The sequence below is a fragment of the Collimonas sp. GW821-FHT02H07 genome, from assembly GCF_059421505.1.
Genome location: NZ_JBWKVC010000010.1, coordinates 100,652 through 121,932 on the forward strand (window position 1 = coordinate 100,652; position 21,281 = coordinate 121,932).

The 21,281-nt window shown below is 61.1% G+C and carries 19 protein-coding genes; 4 read left to right on the forward strand and 15 right to left on the reverse strand.

Features of this window, described 5'->3' with window-relative positions; genetic code table 11:
- Positions 1–142 precede the first annotated feature (142 nt).
- Entirely contained in the window at positions 143–1,177 is a 1,035-nt protein-coding gene (locus tag AC07V8_RS16460) for an extracellular solute-binding protein (protein WP_494679632.1), read from the forward strand.
- 184 nt (positions 1,178–1,361) lie between these two features.
- Here the strand turns inward: AC07V8_RS16460 and AC07V8_RS16465 are convergent, their stop codons facing one another.
- Positions 1,362–2,435: an ABC transporter ATP-binding protein gene (locus AC07V8_RS16465; RefSeq protein ID WP_494679631.1), complete on the reverse strand. Its 1,074-nt coding sequence runs from the start codon at positions 2,433–2,435 to the stop codon at positions 1,362–1,364.
- Between the two features lie 124 nt (positions 2,436–2,559).
- Here AC07V8_RS16465 and AC07V8_RS16470 point away from each other — a divergent pair, with 124 nt between their 5' ends.
- Positions 2,560–4,188, forward strand: a complete 1,629-nt coding sequence (locus tag AC07V8_RS16470; RefSeq protein WP_494679630.1) for an ABC transporter permease — start codon at positions 2,560–2,562, stop codon at positions 4,186–4,188.
- A 23-nt stretch (positions 4,189–4,211) separates the two neighbouring features.
- Here AC07V8_RS16470 and AC07V8_RS16475 read toward each other — a convergent pair whose 3' ends face one another.
- Both AC07V8_RS16475 and AC07V8_RS16480 read right to left on the reverse strand, forming a co-directional pair.
- Positions 4,212–4,625, reverse strand: coding sequence for a type II toxin-antitoxin system HicB family antitoxin (locus AC07V8_RS16475; RefSeq protein WP_494679629.1), 414 nt, complete (start codon positions 4,623–4,625; stop codon positions 4,212–4,214).
- A 1-nt stretch (position 4,626) separates the two neighbouring features.
- Entirely contained in the window at positions 4,627–4,890 is a 264-nt protein-coding gene (locus AC07V8_RS16480; protein WP_494679628.1) for a type II toxin-antitoxin system HicA family toxin, read from the reverse strand.
- Between the two features lie 229 nt (positions 4,891–5,119).
- Here AC07V8_RS16480 and AC07V8_RS16485 point away from each other — a divergent pair, with 229 nt between their 5' ends.
- Entirely contained in the window at positions 5,120–6,643 is a 1,524-nt protein-coding gene (locus AC07V8_RS16485; RefSeq protein ID WP_494679627.1) for a B12-binding domain-containing radical SAM protein, read from the forward strand.
- Here the strand turns inward: AC07V8_RS16485 and AC07V8_RS16490 are convergent.
- The 12 genes from AC07V8_RS16490 to AC07V8_RS16545 form a co-directional block, all read right to left on the reverse strand.
- Positions 6,640–6,885 carry a DUF3717 domain-containing protein gene (locus AC07V8_RS16490; RefSeq protein WP_098494379.1) on the reverse strand — a complete coding sequence of 82 codons (246 nt, stop codon included), beginning with the start codon at positions 6,883–6,885 and terminating at the stop codon, positions 6,640–6,642. The genes AC07V8_RS16485 and AC07V8_RS16490 overlap by 4 nt on opposite strands.
- A gap of 52 nt (positions 6,886–6,937) precedes the next feature.
- Complete coding sequence (rbsD, locus tag AC07V8_RS16495) at positions 6,938–7,330, reverse strand: D-ribose pyranase (protein WP_098494380.1); 393 nt, start codon at positions 7,328–7,330, stop codon at positions 6,938–6,940.
- Between the two features lies 1 nt (position 7,331).
- Positions 7,332–8,246 carry a ribokinase gene (gene rbsK / locus AC07V8_RS16500; RefSeq protein WP_494679626.1) on the reverse strand — a complete coding sequence of 305 codons (915 nt, stop codon included), beginning with the start codon at positions 8,244–8,246 and terminating at the stop codon, positions 7,332–7,334.
- Between the two features lie 51 nt (positions 8,247–8,297).
- Positions 8,298–9,287 (reverse strand): LacI family DNA-binding transcriptional regulator, encoded by a 990-nt coding sequence (locus AC07V8_RS16505; RefSeq protein WP_494679625.1) that lies wholly within the window; start codon positions 9,285–9,287, stop codon positions 8,298–8,300.
- 46 nt (positions 9,288–9,333) lie between these two features.
- On the reverse strand, positions 9,334–10,353 hold the full coding sequence (locus AC07V8_RS16510; protein WP_494679715.1) for an ABC transporter permease: 1,020 nt from the start codon (positions 10,351–10,353) through the stop codon (positions 9,334–9,336).
- 19 nt (positions 10,354–10,372) lie between these two features.
- Positions 10,373–11,986 (reverse strand): sugar ABC transporter ATP-binding protein, encoded by a 1,614-nt coding sequence (locus tag AC07V8_RS16515; RefSeq protein ID WP_494679624.1) that lies wholly within the window; start codon positions 11,984–11,986, stop codon positions 10,373–10,375.
- Between the two features lie 111 nt (positions 11,987–12,097).
- Positions 12,098–13,054: a sugar ABC transporter substrate-binding protein gene (locus tag AC07V8_RS16520; protein ID WP_494679623.1), complete on the reverse strand. Its 957-nt coding sequence runs from the start codon at positions 13,052–13,054 to the stop codon at positions 12,098–12,100.
- A gap of 287 nt (positions 13,055–13,341) precedes the next feature.
- Positions 13,342–14,520, reverse strand: a complete 1,179-nt coding sequence (locus tag AC07V8_RS16525) for a pyridoxal phosphate-dependent aminotransferase (protein ID WP_494679622.1) — start codon at positions 14,518–14,520, stop codon at positions 13,342–13,344.
- A gap of 151 nt (positions 14,521–14,671) precedes the next feature.
- Positions 14,672–17,305, reverse strand: a complete 2,634-nt coding sequence (locus AC07V8_RS16530; protein ID WP_494679621.1) for a DNA topoisomerase III — start codon at positions 17,303–17,305, stop codon at positions 14,672–14,674.
- 269 nt (positions 17,306–17,574) lie between these two features.
- On the reverse strand, positions 17,575–18,054 hold the full coding sequence (locus AC07V8_RS16535; protein WP_098494386.1) for a Smg family protein: 480 nt from the start codon (positions 18,052–18,054) through the stop codon (positions 17,575–17,577).
- Between the two features lie 172 nt (positions 18,055–18,226).
- Complete coding sequence (dprA, locus tag AC07V8_RS16540; protein ID WP_494679714.1) at positions 18,227–19,387, reverse strand: DNA-processing protein DprA; 1,161 nt, start codon at positions 19,385–19,387, stop codon at positions 18,227–18,229.
- 53 nt (positions 19,388–19,440) lie between these two features.
- Entirely contained in the window at positions 19,441–20,514 is a 1,074-nt protein-coding gene (locus tag AC07V8_RS16545) for a LysM peptidoglycan-binding domain-containing protein (protein ID WP_494679620.1), read from the reverse strand.
- A gap of 205 nt (positions 20,515–20,719) precedes the next feature.
- On the opposite strand from AC07V8_RS16545, the gene def reads away from it, so the two are divergent.
- Positions 20,720–21,250: a peptide deformylase gene (gene def / locus AC07V8_RS16550; RefSeq protein WP_211442381.1), complete on the forward strand. Its 531-nt coding sequence runs from the start codon at positions 20,720–20,722 to the stop codon at positions 21,248–21,250.
- The last annotated feature ends 31 nt before the right edge of the window (positions 21,251–21,281 follow it).

The window sequence follows — 21,281 nt, forward strand, 5'->3', positions numbered from 1 at the left end:
CGGCAACGGCGAGCGCCCATATGTCATGAAACGATCATAAATAGTAACGATTCTCATTTGTGATATAGTGTTTTCTGCTCAAATGTAACCATTTGTTACAGGCAACGAAATTATTACTTCCATCATCAAAAGAGGAGTTTTCATGCTTTTGCGTTCCATCATCGCCAGCGCCGTCCTGGCCAGCAGCAGCGTTGCCGCCTTCGCCCAGGAACAGGTGCTGAACCTGTATTCGGCGCGCCACTATCAGACTGACGAAGCGCTGTACGGCAACTTCACCAAAGCCACCGGCATCAAGATCAACCGTGTCGACGGCGACGATGCCGGCACCATCGCCCGCCTGAAAAGCGAAGGCGCGGCCAGTCCCGCCGATGTGATCTTGCTGGTCGACGCGGCGCGTCTGTGGCGGGCGGAAAGCGACGGCCTGTTCCAGCCTGTGAAATCGGCGATTCTGGAACAGCGCATTCCCGCCAACCTGCGCGGCAAGGATGACGGCAAGGGTTCCGACTGGTTCGGCTTTTCGACACGCGCCCGCGTGATCGTCTACAACAAGCAGAATATCCAGCCGCAAGACGTCGAGACCTACGAAGCGCTGGCGGATCCGAAAAACAAGGGCAAGCTGTGCACCCGCTCCGGCTCGCATCCATACAACGTGTCGCTGTTCGGCTCGCTGCTGGAACACCATGGCGAAGCCAAGACTGAAGCGCTGCTCAAGGGTTATGTCGCCAACCAGGCGCGCTCGCCGGTGGGCGGCGATACCGACCAGATCAAGGCCGTGGCTTCGGGCGAATGCGGCGTGGCGATTTCGAATTCCTACTACGTCGCCCGCCTGATGAAATCGACCAAGCCGGAAGATATCGAAGTGATGAAAAATGTCGCGGTGATCTGGCCTAACCAGAAAACCACCGGCACCCATGTCAACATCGCCGGCGCCGGTGTCGCCAGGCATGCGCCGCATCGCGCCGCCGCGATCCAGTTCCTGGAGTACTTGTCTGGCGACGATGCGCAACGCTATTTCGCCGAAGGCAATAACGAAACGCCGGCAGTCAAAGGCGTCAAGACCGGCAATCCTGCCTTGGATGCACTCGGGCCGTTCAAGGCTGAAGTGATAGACGTCTCGGCGGTCGGCCGCAACCAGCAAAAAGTGCAGCAGTTGCTGGACCGCGCCGGCTACAAATAATCCTGTATAGCCGGACATAAAAAAGGCTGACGCACGATGCGCCAGCCTTTTTCCTATTCGGGACGATCAAAAAATTACTTCTTCCTGATCATGTAGATCGCCAGTCCGACCAGCAGCACCACTCCGAACTCCAAGCCAACCACGATGTACTTCGCCATGATGCCTTACCTGAAAAATAAACGGTTTATAAAGAAAACGTCACCACGTGGCTGACATCCAGGCGGATGCCGATCCACTCGTCAACGGCATGATCGTGATGGGACGGCACCAGCGCCAGCACCTCCTGGCCGCCCGCCAGTTGCAGCGTGTACAGGAACTCCGCACCGCGGAACGACTTGCGCACAATCCGCGCCTTGAACGGAGAAGCGTCATCATGCACGATATCATCAGAGCGCAACAATACATCGAAACCTTGCTGCCCGCGCCCGTGCAGCCGGATTTGCTGCAGGGCCGCGGCGCCGACCTCGCGCAGCTCGCCGAGCGCGGTCGCCACTACCGGCAACCCGTCGCGCTCAAGCAGTTGGCCCGGCAGCATGACGCCATGGCCGATAAAGTCGGCGACAAAGCGGGTTGCCGGGCGATGATACAGATCGTAAGGCGCGGCCCATTGCTGCAGACGGCCGGCCTGCATCACGCCCACCACATCGCCGATGGCAAATGCTTCCAGCTGATCGTGGGTCACCATCAGCGCCGTGATGTGCGCCTGCTTCAGGATCGCGCGCACATCATGCGCCAGCCGTTCGCGCAATTCGACGTCGAGGCTGGAGAAGGGCTCGTCCAGCAGCAACAGGCGCGGCTGCGGCGCCAGGGCCCGCGCCAGCGCCACTCGCTGCTGCTGGCCGCCAGACAACTGATGCGGATATTTTTCCTGCGAGCCTTCCAGGCCTACCAGCGTCAGCATTTCCTCCACCCGTTGCTGACGCTGCCGACGCGTGGCCTGGTGCAGGCCAAAGCCGATGTTGGCGCCGATGCTCAAATGCGGAAACAGCGCAAAGTCCTGGAACACCATGCCGATGCGGCGCTGCTCGGCGGCTACCCTGACGCCGGGGCCGTCCAGCAATGCGTGGTCCAGCGTGATCCGCCCGCCCTGAGCCTGCTCAAGACCGGCGACGGCGCGCAGCAAGGAAGTTTTGCCGCTGCCCGACGGCCCTATCAGCACACCGAGCTGGCCGGCCGCGAGCTGCAGCGAGACGCCGTTCACCGCAGGCGCCGGCGCGCCCGGATAGCTGACACAGATTTGATCAAGGGTAAGAAACATCGGAAGCTGGTTACAATTCGCTTGCTCGAGATGAACCTGTGGCGGCGGCTCAAGTCGAAGGGTGGTCATGAATCCGCTAGTTTAACCCACTCCATTTTGCTCCCCTCATTCTCATGAAACAGACATGCCGCTCATCGCCTTCATCGCGCTGCTGATCGCCCTTCCCATCCTCGGCATTGCCGGCGCCTGGCTGCAACTGGATGCCCGTGCGGTCGATACCCTGTCGCAGCAAATGCAGACGGTGCTGCCGAGCTACCTGGCCACCTCCGCCTGGCTGGCGGTCGCGGTCACCATCGGCGTCGTCATCGTCGGCGCCGCCACCGCGGTCACGGTCAGCCTGTTCGAATTTCGCGGCCGCCGCTTTTTCCAGTGGGCGCTATTGCTGCCGATGGCGATGCCGGCTTATGTGTCCGCCTATGCCTACACCGATTTCCTGCAATACAGCGGTCTGCTGCAGAGTGGTTTGCGGGAGCTTATCCCCGGCTTGCGCCTGTCGGAGATCCGCAGCCTGCCGGGTGCGATTTTCCTGTTCATTTTTACGCTCTATCCGTACACCTACCTGCTGGCGCGCAATGCCTTGAACCAGCGCGGCGTCCATCTGATGGAAGCCGCGCGTTTGCTGGGCACGCCGCTGGCCGCGTGCATCCGCCGCGTGGCGCTGCCGCTGGCGCGGCCGGCGCTGATGGCAGGCGCCGCGCTGGCCTTGATGGAAACCCTGGCCGACTATGGCGTCGGCGCCTACTTCGGCCTGACTACTTTCACCACCGGCATCTACAAAGCCTGGCTGGTGATGGATGACCGCATCGCCGCGGCGCAGCTGGCATCGGTGCTGCTGGCGATCGTGGCGCTGCTGCTGTGGGTGGAACGCAAGGGCCAGCAGCGGCTGCGCTTTGCCAGCGTGCGCGGGCAGCGCAGCGATGCATCAGAATCCCGCCTTGCGCCCTTGCGCGGCGGCCAGCGTCTGCTGGCATGGCTGGTTTGCAGCCTGCCGATATTGCTTGGTTTTGTCTTGCCTGTATTAATCCTGCTGCGCCTGATGTGGCGCGAATTCCAGCATCAGGAAAGTGATCCTTATCTGGCGACGAGCTTCGATTTGTTGCGCTACGCCGGCTGGGCCTGGAACAGTTTCCGCTTCGGCTGCATCGCTGCACTGCTGGCGGTAGCGCTGGCGCTCGCGCTCAGCTACGTGCAGCGGACCCGCAACCTGCCGCCGTTCCGGCTGTGGCTGTTGCGCCTGGTGGCGCGCATGGCGGGCATGGGCTACGCCGTACCCGGTTCCGTGATCGCCATCGGCATCCTGCTGCCGCTTGCGTGGCTGCAAATTCTCGCTCCGCAAAGCAAGCTTGGAATCTTGTTGACCGCGACTTCATTCGGCGTCCTGTATGCCTACCTGGTGCGCTTTGGCGCCGTCGCCGTGCAATCGATAGAGGCCGGCTATGCCCGTATCCCGCCGACGCTGGATGAAGCCGCACGCACACTCGGCGGCAGCGGCTGGCGCATTGCCCGCATCTTGCACGCGCCTTTGCTGTGGCGTTCGATGGCGACCGCCTTCCTGATGGTGTTTGTCGATGTGGTGAAGGAATTGCCGGCGACGCTGTTACTGCGGCCGTTCAATACCGATACGCTGGCGGTGATCGCCCACAACCTGGCGCGCGATGAGCGGCTGGGAGAGGCAGCGTTGCCGGCTTTGACAATTGTTGCGGTGGGCTTGATTCCGGTGCTGCTGGTGAGCCGCGCCTTGGGCAAGCGCTGAGGAAGAGGCGCGAGCGCCTGGTCTTATCCGCCGCGATGCGGCTTGACGACTACCGGGCGCAGGTGGCTGCGCTGCCGGTCTGGGCCGGGGCCTTTTCTCCCATCCGAAACGCCTTTGCTGACGCAGTCTTTGACGAAATCGTTCAAGGATTGCCCTTTCCTCGCTGCCGCCACGCTGGCATGCCGATGCAGCTCCGGCGTAAGGCGCACATTGAAGGTGCCGCTGCAAGGCTTGTCCGGTTCCAGTCCTTCGCGCCGGCACTTGTCCAGATAATTATCCACAGCCTCCTCAAATGCGGCCTGCAGGCCGCCGACGGTCTCGGATTCATAGCTGACCAGATCGCTGATGAACAGGATCTCGCCGTGCAGGCAGCCATCTTCCAGGCTGACCTCGATCGATCCCGAATAATTTTTATGACTCAGTATTTTATCGCTCATGTCATTCCTCGTTGGCGCTCATCAAGCCGCACTCTCTCAGGTGGCCGATGACCTTTCGCAGCAGATATTTCTTCACGATATTTCCGGGGTGCGGCTTGTGCACAAAAATCTTCAGGCCGGCTGCAGTTTTAAAACTGCGGTATGACCCGCCTTTATCGGAGAACTCGCTAAATCCATAGGCGTTGAGCAAAGTGACCAGCTCTTGCCACGTAAAATCGGCAGGAATCGATTCGGCCCGGCTACGTAGTTTTTCTGCTTTGGTCATTGGATTATCCTGCCTGATCTTTGAAAACGCAACTGAATATTAGTTGCATAATGCGTGGAAATTGCATGTAAAATCGATGCGCCCTGCAGTTATTTGTCGCAATACTCACAATCACAGGTGAGTGTGTCAATTTGGCAATCCTCCTAAAAGCTTCCGGGGTGGGCAGGCGCACAGGCGTAAAATGGCGCATTCCGCTGCTTTCCGCCGTCCATCTTTCCGCTAGCCACACATGACCATCCTGCTGTCCACGCTCAACGCCCGCTATTCCCACGCCTCTCTCGGCCTGCGCTACCTGCAGGCGAACATGGGCGACCTGCGCGATGCCACGCAGCTGCATGAGTTCGTGATCGGCGCCAAGACCACCGACATCGTCGAGAAGCTGCTGGCGCACAAGGCTAGCGAAGGTACGACCATCGTCGGCTTCGGCGTGTATATCTGGAATATCGAGGAGACCACCAAGGTGGTGGCGATGCTGAAGCGGGTCGCGCCGGAGATGGTGATCGTGCTGGGCGGTCCGGAAGTGTCCTACGAATCGGCCGAACAGCAGATCGTGCAGCTGGCCGATTACCTGGTGACCGGCTGGGGCGACGTCACCTTGCCGCAGCTGTGCCGGCAGATCCTGCACGGTCCCAAGCCGCTGATGAAAGTCCATGTCGGCGTGCAGCCGCCGATGGCCGACATCACCCTGCCCTACAGCCTGTACAGCGACCATGACATCGCTCATCGCACGCTGTACGTGGAAGCCTCGCGCGGCTGTCCATTCAAGTGCGAATTCTGCCTGTCGGCGCTGGACAAGACGGCATGGCCGTTTGCGCTGGAAGATTTCCTGACGGAGATGGAAGCGCTGCACGCGCGCGGCGCGCGGCTGTTCAAGTTCGTCGACCGCACCTTCAACCTGAACGTCAAGACCAGTCTCAAGATCCTGCAGTTCTTCCTCGACAAGCTGGCCGCCAACCCGGACGATCCGGTGTTTGCCCATTTCGAGCTGGTGCCGGATCATCTGCCGGACGCCTTGAAGGAATCGATCGCGAAATTCCCGCCGGGCGCGCTGCAATTCGAAATCGGCATCCAGAGTTTCAATCCGGAAGTGCAGGCGCTGGTCAGCCGCAAGCAAAACAATGAGAAGGCTGCGGAAAACATCCGCTGGCTGATACAGGAATCGCAAGCCCATCTGCACGTCGACCTGATCGCCGGCTTGCCCGGGGAAGACGTGGAAAGCTTCGCCCGCGGCTTCGACCGCCTGGTGGCGCTGCAGCCGCATGAAATCCAGTTCGGGATCCTCAAGCGCCTGCGCGGCACGCCGATCATTCGCCATACCGAACCGTTCGGCCTGGTCTTCGATCCGCACCCGCCCTACACCATCCTTGCCACCAACAAGATCGACTTCCCGACCATGCAGCGCCTGCAGCGTTTTTCTCGCTACTGGGATCTGGTCGCCAACTCGGGCCGCTTCGCCCATACCTTGCCGCTGCTGCTGGGCGAGACGCCGTTCGCCAGTTTCATGGCGTTTTCCGACTGGCTATACGGCAAGACCGACGCCACCCACCGCATCGCGCTGGACCGGCTGGCAGGACTGGTCGGGCAATGGCTGCGCTTGCAGGGGATGGCGGAAAGAGAAGTGAATGCCGTGCTCAGCACGGACTACGCGGGCAAGCCGGCCAAGCAGGCGGATGTGCAGCAGTTAGCGGCAAAGAAAGAAATCGAAAGCCTGGCTGCGCCCAAGCGGCAGGCGCGCCATTTAGTTCACACTTAGCCCACTGATCTGGCAGCGCTGCTGAGATCAAGCATATGCTGGCGCCACGCTGCGATCAGCTGCTGCGCGACGCTGTCCATGGAGGCCAGCGCGACGCTGCTGCTGTGATTGATGATCATCAAGGCGTAGACATTGGCGAGGGCGTTGACCTCCGGCGATAAAGCGCATTCTTCCCCTATCGCAGGCCGTTGCAGGCGCCAGTAATTGATGGCTTGTTCCAGTTCGGGCAATGAGATATTCATGCCTTTATTGTACCTGCCGCCGGCATCTTGTCAGCTTCGCCATAAAAAATTATCAAAAAACCACACCGGCTACCAGGATGATGTTGGCGTACGGCGTGAACTCGCCGGTGCGGATCACTGCCTTCGCGCTGTGCGTCATGCGCTTGAAATCGGCATGCGACAACGTCCGCTTGTCGGCGATGCCGAGGGCGTCGATCTGCTGCGCCAGCTGCGGGCTGTGCAAGGGCAGTTCGTCGGCCAGCACATGGTGCTCGACCTGCATTTCCGTCAGCACCGTTTGCAAGGTCGTCATGAAGCCGGGCACGCCGCGTGTCAGCGCCAGGTCGATCAGCGGCACGCCGGGCGGCACCGGCAGGCCGGCATCGCCGATGACGATGCTGTCGCCATGGCCGAGCGAGGCAATCAGTTGCGACAGGGCGATATTGAGCAACGGGCTCTTTTTCATCTCAAGCCTCCAGTTCGTGACGGTAAGGAATCGAAGTCTGGGCGCCGATGCGGGCCACGCTCAAGGCGGCCGCGCGCTGGCCGAAGGCGATCGCATCGGCTTCGCTGCGGCCTTCCGCCAGCGCTGCGACAAAACCGCCGATGAAGGTATCGCCGGCGGCAGTAGTGTCGACTGCCTTGACCGGCTGCGCAGCGAAATGCTCGGAGCCGGACGACAGCGCCGCATAGACGCCTTTTGATCCCAGCGTCACCAGCACGTTGGCGCTGCCGTTGGCGCGCAGTGTGGCGACTGCGGCATCGATGGCTGCGTCATTATCGAGGCTGGCTTCCGGCAGGCCTGCCAGCATGGCGGCCTCAATTTCATTCGGGATCAGATACTCGACCTGCGCCAGCAGATCGGCCGGCAAGACCTGCGCCGGCGCAGGATTGAGCACCACGGTCTTGCCCAGCTGATGGGCCAGCTTGATCGCATGGCGGATGGTCGCCAGCGGCGTCTCCAGCTGCAAGACGACGATGCGCGCCTGTTCGATCAAGGCGCGGGCGGCGTCGATATGCGCCGGGCTGAGGGCGTCATTGGCGCCGGCGGCCAGCACGATGCTGTTCTGGCCGCCGGCATCGACCAGGATCGATGCCACGCCGGATGCCGTGCCGCTGACCGTGCTGACATGGCTGTCGTCAATGCCGTCGCTGCGCAAGGCCGCGCGCAGCTCCGCGCCGAAGGCGTCGTCGCCCAGGCAGGCGATCATCGCCACCTTGACGCCGTCGGCGCTCAGGCGCGCGCAAGCCACCGCCTGATTCGCGCCCTTGCCGCCGGGGATGGTGCGGAACTGCCCCCCGGACAAGGTCTCGCCAGGGTGCGGCATGCGCGGCACGCGCAACACCAGGTCCATATTGATACTGCCGATGATGACGATCATGTGTGTCTTCGAATTAAGGTTGTCAAAAATTACCGCAGCATCTTGATCAATTCAAGCCGGCACGGTCGAACCGCGCACGTGCAGTTCCGGCGCGATGGTCTGCCGCTGCAACGGCCGGTCCGGGGTGGCGATCCGGTCCAGCAGGCATTGCGCGGTGAGCTGGCCGAGCCGGCGCGTGTTCTGGGCGACGCTGGTCAGGGTCGGATGGACAAATTGCGCCAGGTCGATATCGTCGAAGCCCACCACCGCCAGCGCCTGCGGCACCGCAATGCCGCGCTCCGCCGCGGCACGCAGGGCGCCGATCGCCATCAGGTCGTTACAGCAGAAAATCGCGTCCGGTGTCTGCGCCGCCAGCAGGCTGCGCGCCGCCAGATAGCCGCCGGCGCTGGTGAAGTCGGCATACACCAGCATATCGTCCGGCAGCGCGACGCCGGCGCCGAGCAGGGTCTGGCGCAAGCCGGCAATCCGCTCGCGCGAAATGTCGATGTCGGCCGGGCCGCCGATGCAGGCGATGCGGCGCCGTCCCAGGCTCAGCAGATGCTCTGCCGCCAAGGCGCCGCCGGCGGCATTGTCGACCGCCACCAGGTCAATGCCCATGTTCTTGGGCGCCCGGTCCAGCAGCACGGTCGGCACCTTCATCTTGCGCAGCAGCTCGCCATCGGTCTGCGCCAGGGTTGCCACGATCAGGCCGTCGCAGCGCTTGGTCAGCAGCACGTTGAGGTAATCGCGCTGTTTCGCCGGGTCGTCGTCCGAATTGCACAGGATGACGCTGTAGCCGGCGGCGTAGCAACTGTCTTCGATCCCGCGTGCCACTTCCGAAAAATACGGATTGGTGTTGTTGGGGATGATCAGGCCGATACTGCCGGTGGTCTTGCTGCGCAGCGAACGCGCCAGCGCGCTCGGCACGTAAGCCAGCGCTTCTGCGGCCGCCAGCACGCGCGCGCTGGCGTCGTGACTGACCGGCCGCGTCTGGTTGAGGACGTGCGACACCGTGGTGTACGACACTCCTGCCTTGCGCGCTACATCCTTGATGGTTGCCATAAATAACTCTCGATGCTAGAAACGGTGCCGTAACTTGGTTGCAAAGTTAGTGTGTAGAACGCTCGCCACGGCGGCGATAGGTATCCAGCACCACGGCAGCGACGATGACCAGGCCGGTGATGATGCGCTTCATCGGCTCACTCACGCCGACTTGCGCCAAGCCGGCTTCCAGCACCGAGATGATGAGGACGCCGATGAAAGTGCTGATCACCGAACCGCGGCCGCCCATCAGGCTGGTGCCGCCGATCACCACGGCCGCGATCACCTGCAGTTCCATGCCGACGCCGCCATTCGGATCTGCGGCCTCCAGGCGCGACACCTGGAACAGCGCGCCGACGCCGGCCAGCAAGCCCATCAAGGCGAATACCAGCACCTTGGGCGGACGCGGGTTGATGCCGGCCAGGCGCACCGCTTCTTCGTTGGTGCCGATGCCGATCCAATGGCGTCCCAGCACGGTCTTGGTCAGCACCAGATGGCCGACGATGACGATCACGATGGCCGAGATGAAGGCCGGCGACATGCCGAACAGGATAGGCGAGCTGATGCCATCGACTGCGCTGCCGATGTATTCAGTGCGCGAGTTGGTGACCTGGTAAGCCAGGCCGCGCGCCATTTCCAGCACGCCCAGCGAGACGATGAACGAGGGAATCCGCCAGCCGACCGAAATCAGCCCGGTCACCATGCCGCACAGGCTGGCCACCAGCATCGCCAGTATCCCGGCGGTGAACAAAGGCCAGCCCCAGCGCACCATCGCCATCGACAGCACCGAGGCCGCCAGCGCCATCACCGAGCCGACCGAGAGGTCGATGCCGCCGATGATCAGCACGAAGGTCATGCCGACCGCCATCACGACCAGCGTCGGGATGTCGTTGGACAGCGTGGTGAAAGTGGCGGCGGTCAGGAAGTTCTCGCTTAACACCGAGAACAGCGCGCACATGGCCAGCAGGGCGCCGATCAGCCCCAGATAATTCTTCAGGCCGGAAATGCTGCCGTTAAATGAAGACAAGCGAGAGGACAAGTCAGAAGACGGGCGGGAAGATGTTGTCATGATTTTCAGTATGTTGATTGCAGCGCAGCGGCGTGCTTCAGGCAGCTTGCGCGGTGGAGTGGTCTGCCGCGGCAGCGCCGTTGTCATCGCCATTGTTCATGTAGCCGCTGAAGGCCGATGCCAGGATCGTTTCCTGGCTCCAGGCGCCGCGCTCGAAGGTATCGACCAGCTTGCCGGCGCTCATCACGGCGATGCGGTCGCAGATCAGCATCAGTTCGCGCAGGTCGCTGGAAACGATCAGCAAGCCTTTGCCCTGCCGCGACAATTCTGCCAGCAGTTTGTAGATGTCGAACTTGGCGCCGATATCAATGCCGCGGGTAGGCTCGTCGAACAGCATGATCGGGCAATCGCGATACAGCCAGCGTGCAATCACCACCTTCTGCTGATTGCCGCCGGACAGCTCGCCGGCCGCCTGGTTGCCGTCACGCGAACGGATCCGCAGGCGCTTGATATAGTCGTCGGCAACCGCGCTTTCGGCCGGCTTGTCGAGCACCCCGAAGCGGCTCACGGACGCCAGTTTCGACAATGTGGTGTTCAAGCCTATCGATTGCGGCAGCAGCAGACCCTGGCTCTTGCGGTCTTCGGTGATCATCGCGATGCCGGCCGCGACCGCGTCTTTCGGCGACAAAATCCTGGCAGCTTCGGCTTGATCGCCGATGAATACCTGGCCATGATCGGCGCGGTCGGCGCCGAAAATCAGGCGCAGCAATTCGGTGCGGCCGGAGCCGATCAAGCCGGCGACGCCCAGGATTTCACCGGCGCGCAGGTCGAAGGAAGTCGGCGCCACCACGCTGCCGCGGCCCAGATCGCGCACGCGCAGCAAAGGCGCGCCTATGCTGCGATGGCCGAGATCAAGCTCGGCTTCGGCGGCGCGGCCGACCATCAGCTGCACCAGCGCGTCGGTGCTGTAGCCGGCGATCGGATCGTCGCATACCAGCTGACCGTCGCGCAGCACGGCGATGCGGTCGGCGACCCGTTTCAATTCTTCCAGCCGGTGCGAAATATAGATGATCGCCACGCCTTCCGATTGCAGCCGCGCGATCTGCTTGAACAGCAGCTCGACTTCACGGCTGGTCAGCATGGCGGTCGGTTCGTCCAGCACCAGCAAGCGGCAGCTGCCGATCAGGTTGCGCGCAATCTCGACCATTTGCTGATGGCCTACGCCCAGCTCGCCGACCGGGGTCCAGGGATCGAGATCGGTCAGGCCGACCGCCGCCATCTGCTGGCGGGTAGCCTCCGCCAGCCTGGCCTTGTCGATCCAGCCGAAGCGGTGCGGCAACTGGTTCAGGAACAGGTTCTCGGCGATGCTGAGGGTGGGAATCAGGTTCAATTCCTGCATCACCATGCGGATGCCGAGCTGCTCGGCTTCCTTGCGCGAAGCCGGCTGATAGCTCTTGCCGTCCAGCTGCATGCTGCCGGTAGTGGCTTGCACCAGGCCGCAGACGATTTTCGAGAGCGTGCTTTTGCCGGCGCCGTTCTCGCCAGTCAGGGCCAGGATCTGGCCGGGGCTGATGCTGATCGAGACGTCGCTCAATACCGGTTCGACATAGGTCTTGCCGATGCCGGTCAGGTGCAATAAAACTGGCACTGCGGGTCTTGCAGAAGTAGCGGGCACGCCAGACGGGTGCGCCGCGATGAATTCGTTGGACATGTAGTCCTCCACCAATGGCAAAGCTGGTTGCGGACAGGACATGCCGCCGCGCCAAAGGCGCGGCGGCTATTCAACCGTGTACCGCAATGAGGTTACTTGGTTACGGCGCGATTACTTGCTGTCTTTGGTCACCAGCGAGACTTTGGTTTCAACCGTGCCGCCCAAGGTGCTCTGGGCTTTCTTGTCGATGATCGCCTTCAAGACCGTTTCGATCCCGAACACTGCCTGCTGCGAAGCAAACTGGTCGGCTGTGGCCAGCACGCGGCCGTCTTTCAGCATCGGCTTGATGGCGTTGATGTTGTCGTAGCCGACCACCAGCACTTTACCGGTCTTGCCGGCGGCCTTGACAGCGGCGACAGCGCCAAGAGCCATGTTGTCATTGCCAGCCAGCAGCGCCTTGACGTCAGGATGCGCGTTCAGGATCGCTGCGGCAACCTTGTTGCCCGGATCCATTTCCCATTGACCGGATTGCACTGCAACCACGTTGGCGCCGGCAGTCTTCATGGCGTCCTGGAAGCCCAGGGTGCGCTGCTGCGCATTGAACGTAGTCGAAACGCCTTCGATGATGGCGACCTTGTCGCCGGACTTGATCTGCTTGGCCAGGAAGTCGCCGACCAGCTTGGCGCCCAGGCGATTATCCGGACCGACGAACGGCACGGTGATGCCTTTTTCCTTGAGCGCGGCGTCATCCAGCTTGTTGTCGATGTTGACCACGATGATGCCGGCGTCGATCGCCTTCTTGATGACTGGCACCAGGGCCTTGGAGTCGGCCGGCGCGATCACCAGGCCGTTGACCTTGGAGACGATCATCTGTTCGACGATCTTGATCTGGTTCGATGTATCGGTTTCGTCCTTGATGCCGTTGGCGATCAGGTCGTATTGCGCGGCATGCGCCTTCTGGTGTTCCTTGGCGCCGTTCTCCATGGTGAGGAAAAACTCATTGGCCAGCGACTTCATCACCAGCGCAACCTTCGGCTTGGCGGCAGTCTGCGCCATCGCGGGCAAGGAAGGCAGGGCACAAACGAGAATGGTGGCGGCAATCAGCTTGAGGCGGATACGGGTATTCATCAAAAGTCTCCTGAAGTCGTTATTAAATTTTTTACCAATGAGTCATGTCAAACGGCACATCCGTTCGGGCCGGCATGCCATCATTTGAAACGCGCAAACGTTTGCGCGTTTTTTGATGATAGCACCAGAATCGGCAAAAAAAAAGGTCAAGAAATGCTCGCCGAGTACTTCTTGCTTGAGTGGCAATGGAAAATGCCAGGACTGGCTTGCAAGAAGATTAACGCCCGCGCGCAACGCGGTGCGCCGCCGGAAGGCACGGGCGCCGCACCTTCATGCGCAGGGGCTGGTCAGGCAGACAGGAAGCGCTGCAAACGTTGCGCGCCGTCGTCGAGGCGTTCCAGCGAACTGGCGAAACACCAGCGTACGTAACCCTCGCCTTCGGCGCCAAAGGCATTGCCCGGCGCCAGCCCGAGGCCGGCATCGCGCACCAGCTGCTTGCACAACGCTAGGCTGTCGCTGACGCCGTCGACGCGGAAGAACAGATACATCGCGCCCTTTGGCCGCGGCGCGGTAATGCCCGGCAAGGCATTCAGGCGCTCATAGAGGAAGTCGCGCGCCTGCCGGTAGCGGGCCACGGTGTTGCCGATGATTTCATCGCCGCGGTCGATGGCGACGATGCCTGCGCGCTGCACAAAGCCTGGCGCGCAAGAGGTGTTGTACTCGATCAGCTTGCCGAGATCCGTCATCAGCGTCGGCGGCGCCACCAGCCAGCCTAGCCGCCAGCCGGTCATCAGCCAGGACTTGGAAAAGCTGTTGGAGGAAATCACGCGATCGTCGGCGTCGGCGATATCCAGGAAAGAAGGCGCGCAGGGATGCGCTTCGGGCTGTTCGCTGTATACCAGCCGCTCGTACACATCGTCGGCCACGATCCAGATGCCATGCCGGCGGCAATGCGCCAGCACGATTTCCTGCTGCGCGCGCGGCATCACCCAGCCGGTCGGATTGTTGGGCGAATTCAGCAGTACGGCGCGCGTACCGGGCGTCAGCGCGTCCAGCAGTTGCTGCAGGTCGAGCTCCCAGGTCTGGCCGAACTGCAAGGCCACCCGCACCACTTCGGCGCCGAGGATTTTCGGAATTTCGCTGACGTTGGGCCACAGCGGCGTTACCGCCACCACGCGGTCGCCGGGACTGATGATCAGCTGCGCCAGCACCATCAAGGCAGAGACGCCGGAAGACGTGACCGCGATCCGGCCGGCGTCTATCGGCTGGTGCAGGCTGGAGAGGTACTTGGCGATCGCCTCGCGCAAGGGCGGGATGCCGTAGTTATGGGTATAGAAGGTATCGCCGTCGTCCAGCGCCGCCTTGGCGGCATCGCGGATGAAAGCCGGCGTCACCTGGTCCGGCTCGCCGAACCAGAACGGCAGCACATCGTCGCGGCCGATGCCGACATTGGCCACTTCGCGGATGCGCGAAGCGCCCATTTCACGCACCAGGGCACGGGCGACAGCAGGATGGTCCAGAGGCATGACGATTTCCGGTTAACGAAGGCGAGCGACCAGTGTAGCCGAAAGCCGGACATGCAGTGGCATGGCGCAAGCGCCGAGCCAGTCGGCGGATCACGCAGATCGGGGAAATAAAAAAGCCGCTCGGTGAGCGGCTTCTGGTGCTGGTCAGCGCTTAGGCTGCCTTGCGTTTGGCGACGACTTTTTTGGGAGCTGCCTTTTTAGCCGCCGGTTTCTTGGCTGCCGGCTTCTTCGCTGCCGCCTTGACTTCAGCCGCGTCGTCATCGGTTTCCACCGCTGCCGCTTTAGCCTTGCCTTTGGCCGGAGCCTTGGCTTTGCGCTCTTCAAACTCGAAGCTGACCTTGCCGTCCTTGCCCTTGACCAGGAAAGCCTTGAACGGACGGCGGGTGCGCTGCGAAATGAAACCCGGCAGCAGATCGGTCTTGCCGTCGTTGAGCAGCTTGACCATTTGCTCCGGCAGGATTTCCTGCTGGAGAATGATGCGGCCGCTGCGGAAATCGCAAGCCTTCGGCTTGGCTACGGCTTTCTCGCAAACATAGGCCAGGCCCATTTCGTACACGCCGCTGGCGCATTTCGGGCACGGGCCGAGGGCAGTCTGGCCGGTGAAATCGACGCCTTCGCCATCTTCGCCTTCGCCGTCATTCTGGCCGAAATCGAATTCCAGCTTGAAGTTCTTGATCTCTTCGTCGCGGCTGATTTTCAGGATGGCGGCAAACGGCCGGCCCATCTTGGAACGGAAACCCTGCAGCGGACCGATGGTGCGGTTAGTCAGCAATTCTTCCACTTCCGGAATCTCGAACTGGCGGCTGCCGGGCGTCTTGCTCATCGAAAATTCGCACTTGGTGCAGGCGAAACGGCGGTAGTTTTCCTTGACCACGCTGCCGCAGTTCGGGCATGGCGCCAGCAAGGTGGCGTAATCGCCCGGGATCGTATCGTTATCGTATTCCTTGGCGCGCTTGACGATGATCTGGGTCAGCTGCGCGATTTCACGCATGAACTCTTCACGGCTGATGGTGCCGCGTTCGATCTGCGACAGCTTGTGTTCCCATTCGCCGGTCAGTTCCGGCTCGGTGAGTTCATCCACGCCGAGGCCGTGCAGCAGGGTCATCAGCTGGAACGCCTTGGCGGTCGGCATCATCTCCCGGCCTTCGCGCAGCAGGTATTTCTCGTTCAGCAAACCTTCGATGATGGCAGCGCGCGTGGCTGGCGTGCCCAGCCCTTTGCCAGCCATCGCTTCGCGCAGGTCGCCGTCGTCCAGCAATTTTCCTGCGCCTTCCATCGCCGACAGCAAGGTCGCTTCCGTGTAGCGCGCAGGCGGCTTGGTGACCAGGCCGTTGGCGGTAATCTTGTCGGTCTTGACCTTCTCGTCCTTGGCCACCGCAACCAGCGTGCCGCTGTTTTCCGGATCCTTTTCATCCGCGGCTTCCTTGCCGTAGATCGCCAGCCAGCCCGGATTGGTCATGACCTTGCCTTCAGTCTTGAACTGATGGCCTGACACTTCCGTGTAGCGGGTGGTGACCTGGAACTCGGCGGCCGGGAAAAATACCGCCATGAAACGGCGTGTCACCAGATCGTACAGTTTCTGTTCCGGCTCCGACAGGTTCTTCGGCGCTTGCGTGGTCGGGATGATCGCAAAGTGATCGCTGATCTTGGTGTTGTCGAAGATCCGCTTGTTCGGCTTGACCCAGCCCTTGTTCAGGATCTGCGCGGCGAACTGCTGGTAGTTATTGTTCTCGGACACCGTTTCCAGCGTTTGCTTGACGGTGCTCAGGTAATCTTCCGGCAAGTGGCGCGAATCGGTACGCGGATAGGTCAGCACTTTGTGCTTTTCGTACAGCGCCTGCGCCAGGCCAAGCGTATTCTTGGCGGAGAAACCGAAGCGCGAGTTGGCTTCGCGTTGCAGGCTGGTCAGGTCGAATAGCGCCGGCGCCATCGAGGTGGTCGGCTTCGACTCCTCGCGCACCGCGCCCAGCTTGCCGCGGCAGGCAGCCACGATGGATTCGGCGGCAGCCTTGCTCCACAGGCGTTCGGCGCGCTTTTCCGGATCGTTCTCGTCCTTCTTGTGCGCGGTATCGAGCCAGCGGCCTTCGTAGATGCCCGCGGCGCAGACGAACTCTGCGCGCACTTCCCAGAAATCGCGCGGCACGAATTTCTTGATCTTCTCTTCGCGATCGACCACGATCGACAAGGTCGGTGTCTGCACCCGGCCGACGGTGGTCAAATAGAAACCGCCTTCTTTCGAATTGAAGGCGGTCATTGCGCGCGTGCCGTTGATGCCGATCAGCCAGTCCGCTTCGCTGCGACAGCGGGCAGCGTCGGCCAGCGGCAGCATGTCCTTGTCTTCGCGCAGATGGGTGAAGCCGTCGCGTATCGCGCCTGGCGTCATCGATTGCAGCCAAAGACGTTTGACTGGCTGCTTGGCTTTCGTATATTGCGCGATCAGGCGGAAAATCAGTTCGCCTTCCCGCCCGGCGTCGCAGGCGTTGATCAGGGAGGTGACATCCTTGCGCTTGATCAGCTTGTTGAGCACCTTGAGGCGCGACTCGGTCTTGGCGATCGGGTTCAGCGCGAAGTGCGGCGGAATCATCGGCAGATGGGTGAAAGTCCATTTGCCGCGCTTGACGTCGTATTCTTCAGGAACCGCGATTTCCAGCAGGTGGCCGACGGCCGATGACAGGACGTATTCGTCGGATTCAAAGTACTCATCGTGCTTGGTGAAGCCGCCGAGCGTCTTCGCGATATCGTTCGCGACAGAAGGTTTCTCGGCAATGATGAGGGTCTTGCTCATAGTGTTGTCTCGAAAGTAGCGCGCTGTATTTCAGCGCATTTTTTGCTTATGCACGCGATGGCTTGCTTTTTAGCCATCGCGGCAATTCGGAATTTGGTTGCCAGAGAGAAATTCTCTCATAATACACCAGACGATTTCGCTGCCAACTCCACGGCTAACATCAAATACGCACTGTGGCGGGCAAATATTGCGGCCAATGATAAGCGGGTTGCTGGAAAAGCTGCAAGTGCGCAAATCTGCCAGCATTGGGCAGATGGCGCTGAGAGCGGCTAATGCAAGAGGCGCGGCTCGGGATCGTCGTCTTCGTCGAGAAACAGCTCGTCGAACATCAGGCCGTCCGGCTCCTTGCCCTGACTCCATAGCACCATCAGCACGATCACCTTGAGTTTATCGAGCGGGACCGGTGTCTCGCTGACGGTCAATGCGCGCTCGATCACGATCTCGCGCTGCACCGGATTGAGCATCTTGGCCGATTCCAGGAACTGGATGAAGCCGATCGCGGCTATGCCCAGCACATCGATTTCCTGCTGAGCGTAGATGCGGATGCCAAAGGAAAAAGAGGTTTGCTGCGGATACTTGTCGGCGAATTCGTGGTTGGCTTCCGCCAGATCCGTCAGCCAGCCGAGGGCTTTGGCGATTTCGTCTTCTTCAAAGCCGATCGCCGACAGCTTCTTGACCAAGGCCTCCGGTTCAGGGCAGGCATCGGGCCGATAATAAGTTTCATACAGATAAACAAGGACTTCAAACATGGTTCTACTGTATCGCTAAGGTAAGAGTGTGACAAGTAAAGTGCAACGTAACAGTGAAATGCCCTACAACAATGTTGCAGCTTCGAGCGTCAGTATACGTATATCAGTATCGCAGGATTTGCGTAAAGCTGCCCGAAATCGCAAATTAGTCTTTAAATACGGTGCCGCGACATCAGTCGAGGCGGCGATAAAGGCCGCCGGGCAGAACTTCGATCAGGCCGGCCAGTTCCAGCTCAAGCAAGCGGCCGTTCAAGCTGGCCGCATCGCTATCGCAGCGCGCCGCCAGCACATCGAAACTGACCGGATCGTAGCCGAGTTGCCGCAACAGCTTGTCGTCGGTTGCCTCGACAGGATCTTCGCCGGCCGCCAGCGCCTCGCCGGCGGCAACACTGGCCGGCGCCTTCACAGGGCTGTGGAAACTGCGCAACTCTTCCAGGATATCCTGCGCCGATTCCACCAGCTTGGCGCCCTGCTTGATCAACTGATGGCAACCTTTCGACAACGGCGAGTGGATGGAGCCAGGAATGGCAAACACATCCCTCCCCTGCTCGCCGGCCATCCGCGCAGTGATCAGCGAACCCGATTGGGCCGCCGCCTCCACCACCAGCACGCCGCGCGCCAGACCCGAGACGATGCGGTTGCGGCGCGGGAAATTTGCCGCGATGCCAGGCATGCCCAGCGGGTACTCGCTGACAATGCAGCCCGCTTCGGCGATCTGATGCGCCAGCCCGCGATTGCGCGCCGGATAAACGATGTCGGCGCCGGTGCCGATCACGGCAATGGTGCTGCCCGCCTCCGCATTGCCCGCAGCGCCGCGCAATGCGCCCTGGTGGGCAGCGGCATCCACGCCCAGGGCCAGGCCGGAGATGACAGTGAGGCCGCGCTGGCTGAGGATTTCGGCAAAGCGGTCGGCGTTGGCGATGCCTTGCAGCGTCGCATTGCGGCTGCCGACCACCGCCAGCGCCGGCCGCGCCAGCAGTTCGGCGCGCCCCTTCACGTACAGCATCAGCGGCGGATCGGCAATATCCAGCAAGGCTTGCGGGTAGCCAGCATCCGCCAGGGTAAACAACTGATTGGCGGGCTGCTGCAACCACTCCAGGGTGCGCTCGATCAGCGCCAGGGTGGCGTCCGACGGCGCCGCCAGCAAGGCATGGGCGATGCGCTCAGGCACGATCTGGTGCAGTGCAGAGAAAGAAGTGGAAAAGATGTTGGCCGGCAGGCCGAAGGCCGCCAGCAGGCGGCGCGCAGTTTCGGCGCCGACTCCGGCAGTCTGTTCGAGACGCAGCCAGGATGCCAGTTCATCAGCATCGGCAGTGGCTTGATGGCGGCTCAGACCGAGGCCGCCATCGTCGTCGTGAAGATTTTCGTTATTGACAGCAAAGACCCTTATTGTGGCGATCTGGCGGTATCGCCGATATCGACCGTATTCTGGACTTCCATGATCAGGCCATACGAAATATGGTTGAACACGCGGAAGATGAACAGGGTACCGTATTGTTCGTCCGGCAGCTTGACCGTTTTGTTGTGATCGGCAGGATCCTTGATGGTCCGGCCCAGGCGCGACAACTGCAGCACCGTGCCGACATCGATATTGTCAGCCTTGCCCTGGTTGATGGTGGCGATCTGGTTCTGCGCTGCCGTGGCTACGCCGCCGTAGATGGAAACGATGCGGGCGTCGACATTGACGGCCGGCGCATGCGGCACATAATTCAGGATCGGTTCGACCGGGCGCGGGATGATGCGGTCGCCGACCTGCATTTCTTCCTTGGTGTCGACCACGCTGAAAGTAGCCGCCTCCTCCGGCGTGCTGCCGCGGCGCTCCAGTTTCAAGGTGCCCAGATACAGCGCTTCATTGGCGATGACCTTGCCGGTGACCGGATCCTTGAGCGGATTACCGGGGCGGAAAACCTGGAATGCAGCCGCGTCGGCCAGGTCGCCGCGCACATAGGCTTTATCGCCCTTGCCCAGGTTCAGATGGCCTTCCTGCACCGCCACGATATGCGGCGCGCTTCTCAGGTCGTCGCCTTCGATGATCAGCGGCTGCGACAGGAAAGGTCCGATTGCATCGGTGGAAATGGTCGTGATCGCATCGCGCCCGATGCCTTGCACCCGCGTCTGCGGCGACAGCTTGACCACACCAGAATCGCCACTGGCGCTATTGCCCAGGCGCAGCCGGCCGTTGACGCGGTCGAAATACACGATCTGGCCTGGATAGATCCAGTGCGGATTGCGGATCTGGTCCTGGTTCAGGCCCCACACCTGCGGCCAGCACCATGGATGTTGTAAAAAATGACCGGAAATTCCCCACAGCGTGTCGCCACGCACTACTACGTGCTGGTCCGGGGCATTCGGCAAGAACTCGCAACGCATGGTCTTGACTGCCTGGGCGTGGGCCATGCTGGAAATGCCAAATCCGGTGCATAAAGCAAGAAGGAGTGCAGCTGTGCTAAACTTTTTCATATTGTTTCCGGTGAATACTGCGTTAAATTGGCGCCTGTACCCTGGGAGCCTTTCAGGCTCCTGACTGGTTCGTCGCCACGGCATTTGATCTTGGTAAGGCAACACAAGCAAAAAACTTGCCATAGTGAATCAAATTTTGCCCATAATCGATTGAACTAGCAAGAGAAAACCCTTTTCAAACCGCCTAATTGTTACGCATTCAAGCATGTCCTTATTGAATATCCTGCGTTATCCCGACGCCCGCCTGCATAAAATTGCCAAGCCAGTGACAGTTTTTGACAGTCGGTTAAAAAAATTGATCGCCGACATGGCCGAAACCATGTACGAAGCGCCCGGCGTCGGCCTGGCCGCGTCGCAAGTCGACGTCCACGAGCAACTGGTGGTGATCGATACTTCCGATACCGGCACCGACCTGCGGGTTTTCATCAATCCGCAGATTCTCTGGGCCAGCGAAGAAAAACAGATTTACGACGAAGGCTGCCTGTCGGTGCCGGGCGTCTACGATGGCGTCGAACGCCCTGCGCGCGTGAAAGTACGCGCTCTGGACGCGGACGGCCAGCCGTTTGAAGTCGACGCCGACGGCTTGCTGGCGGTTTGCATCCAGCACGAGATGGATCACCTGCAAGGCAAGGTGTTCGTTGAATATCTGTCGCCGCTGAAGCGCAACCGCATCAAGGCCAAGATGCTCAAGGAAGAGCGCGAACAGAAGCGCGACAAGCAATACGGCACTAGATAAACATCTTTTCCATGTCGCGGGACAAACTGCA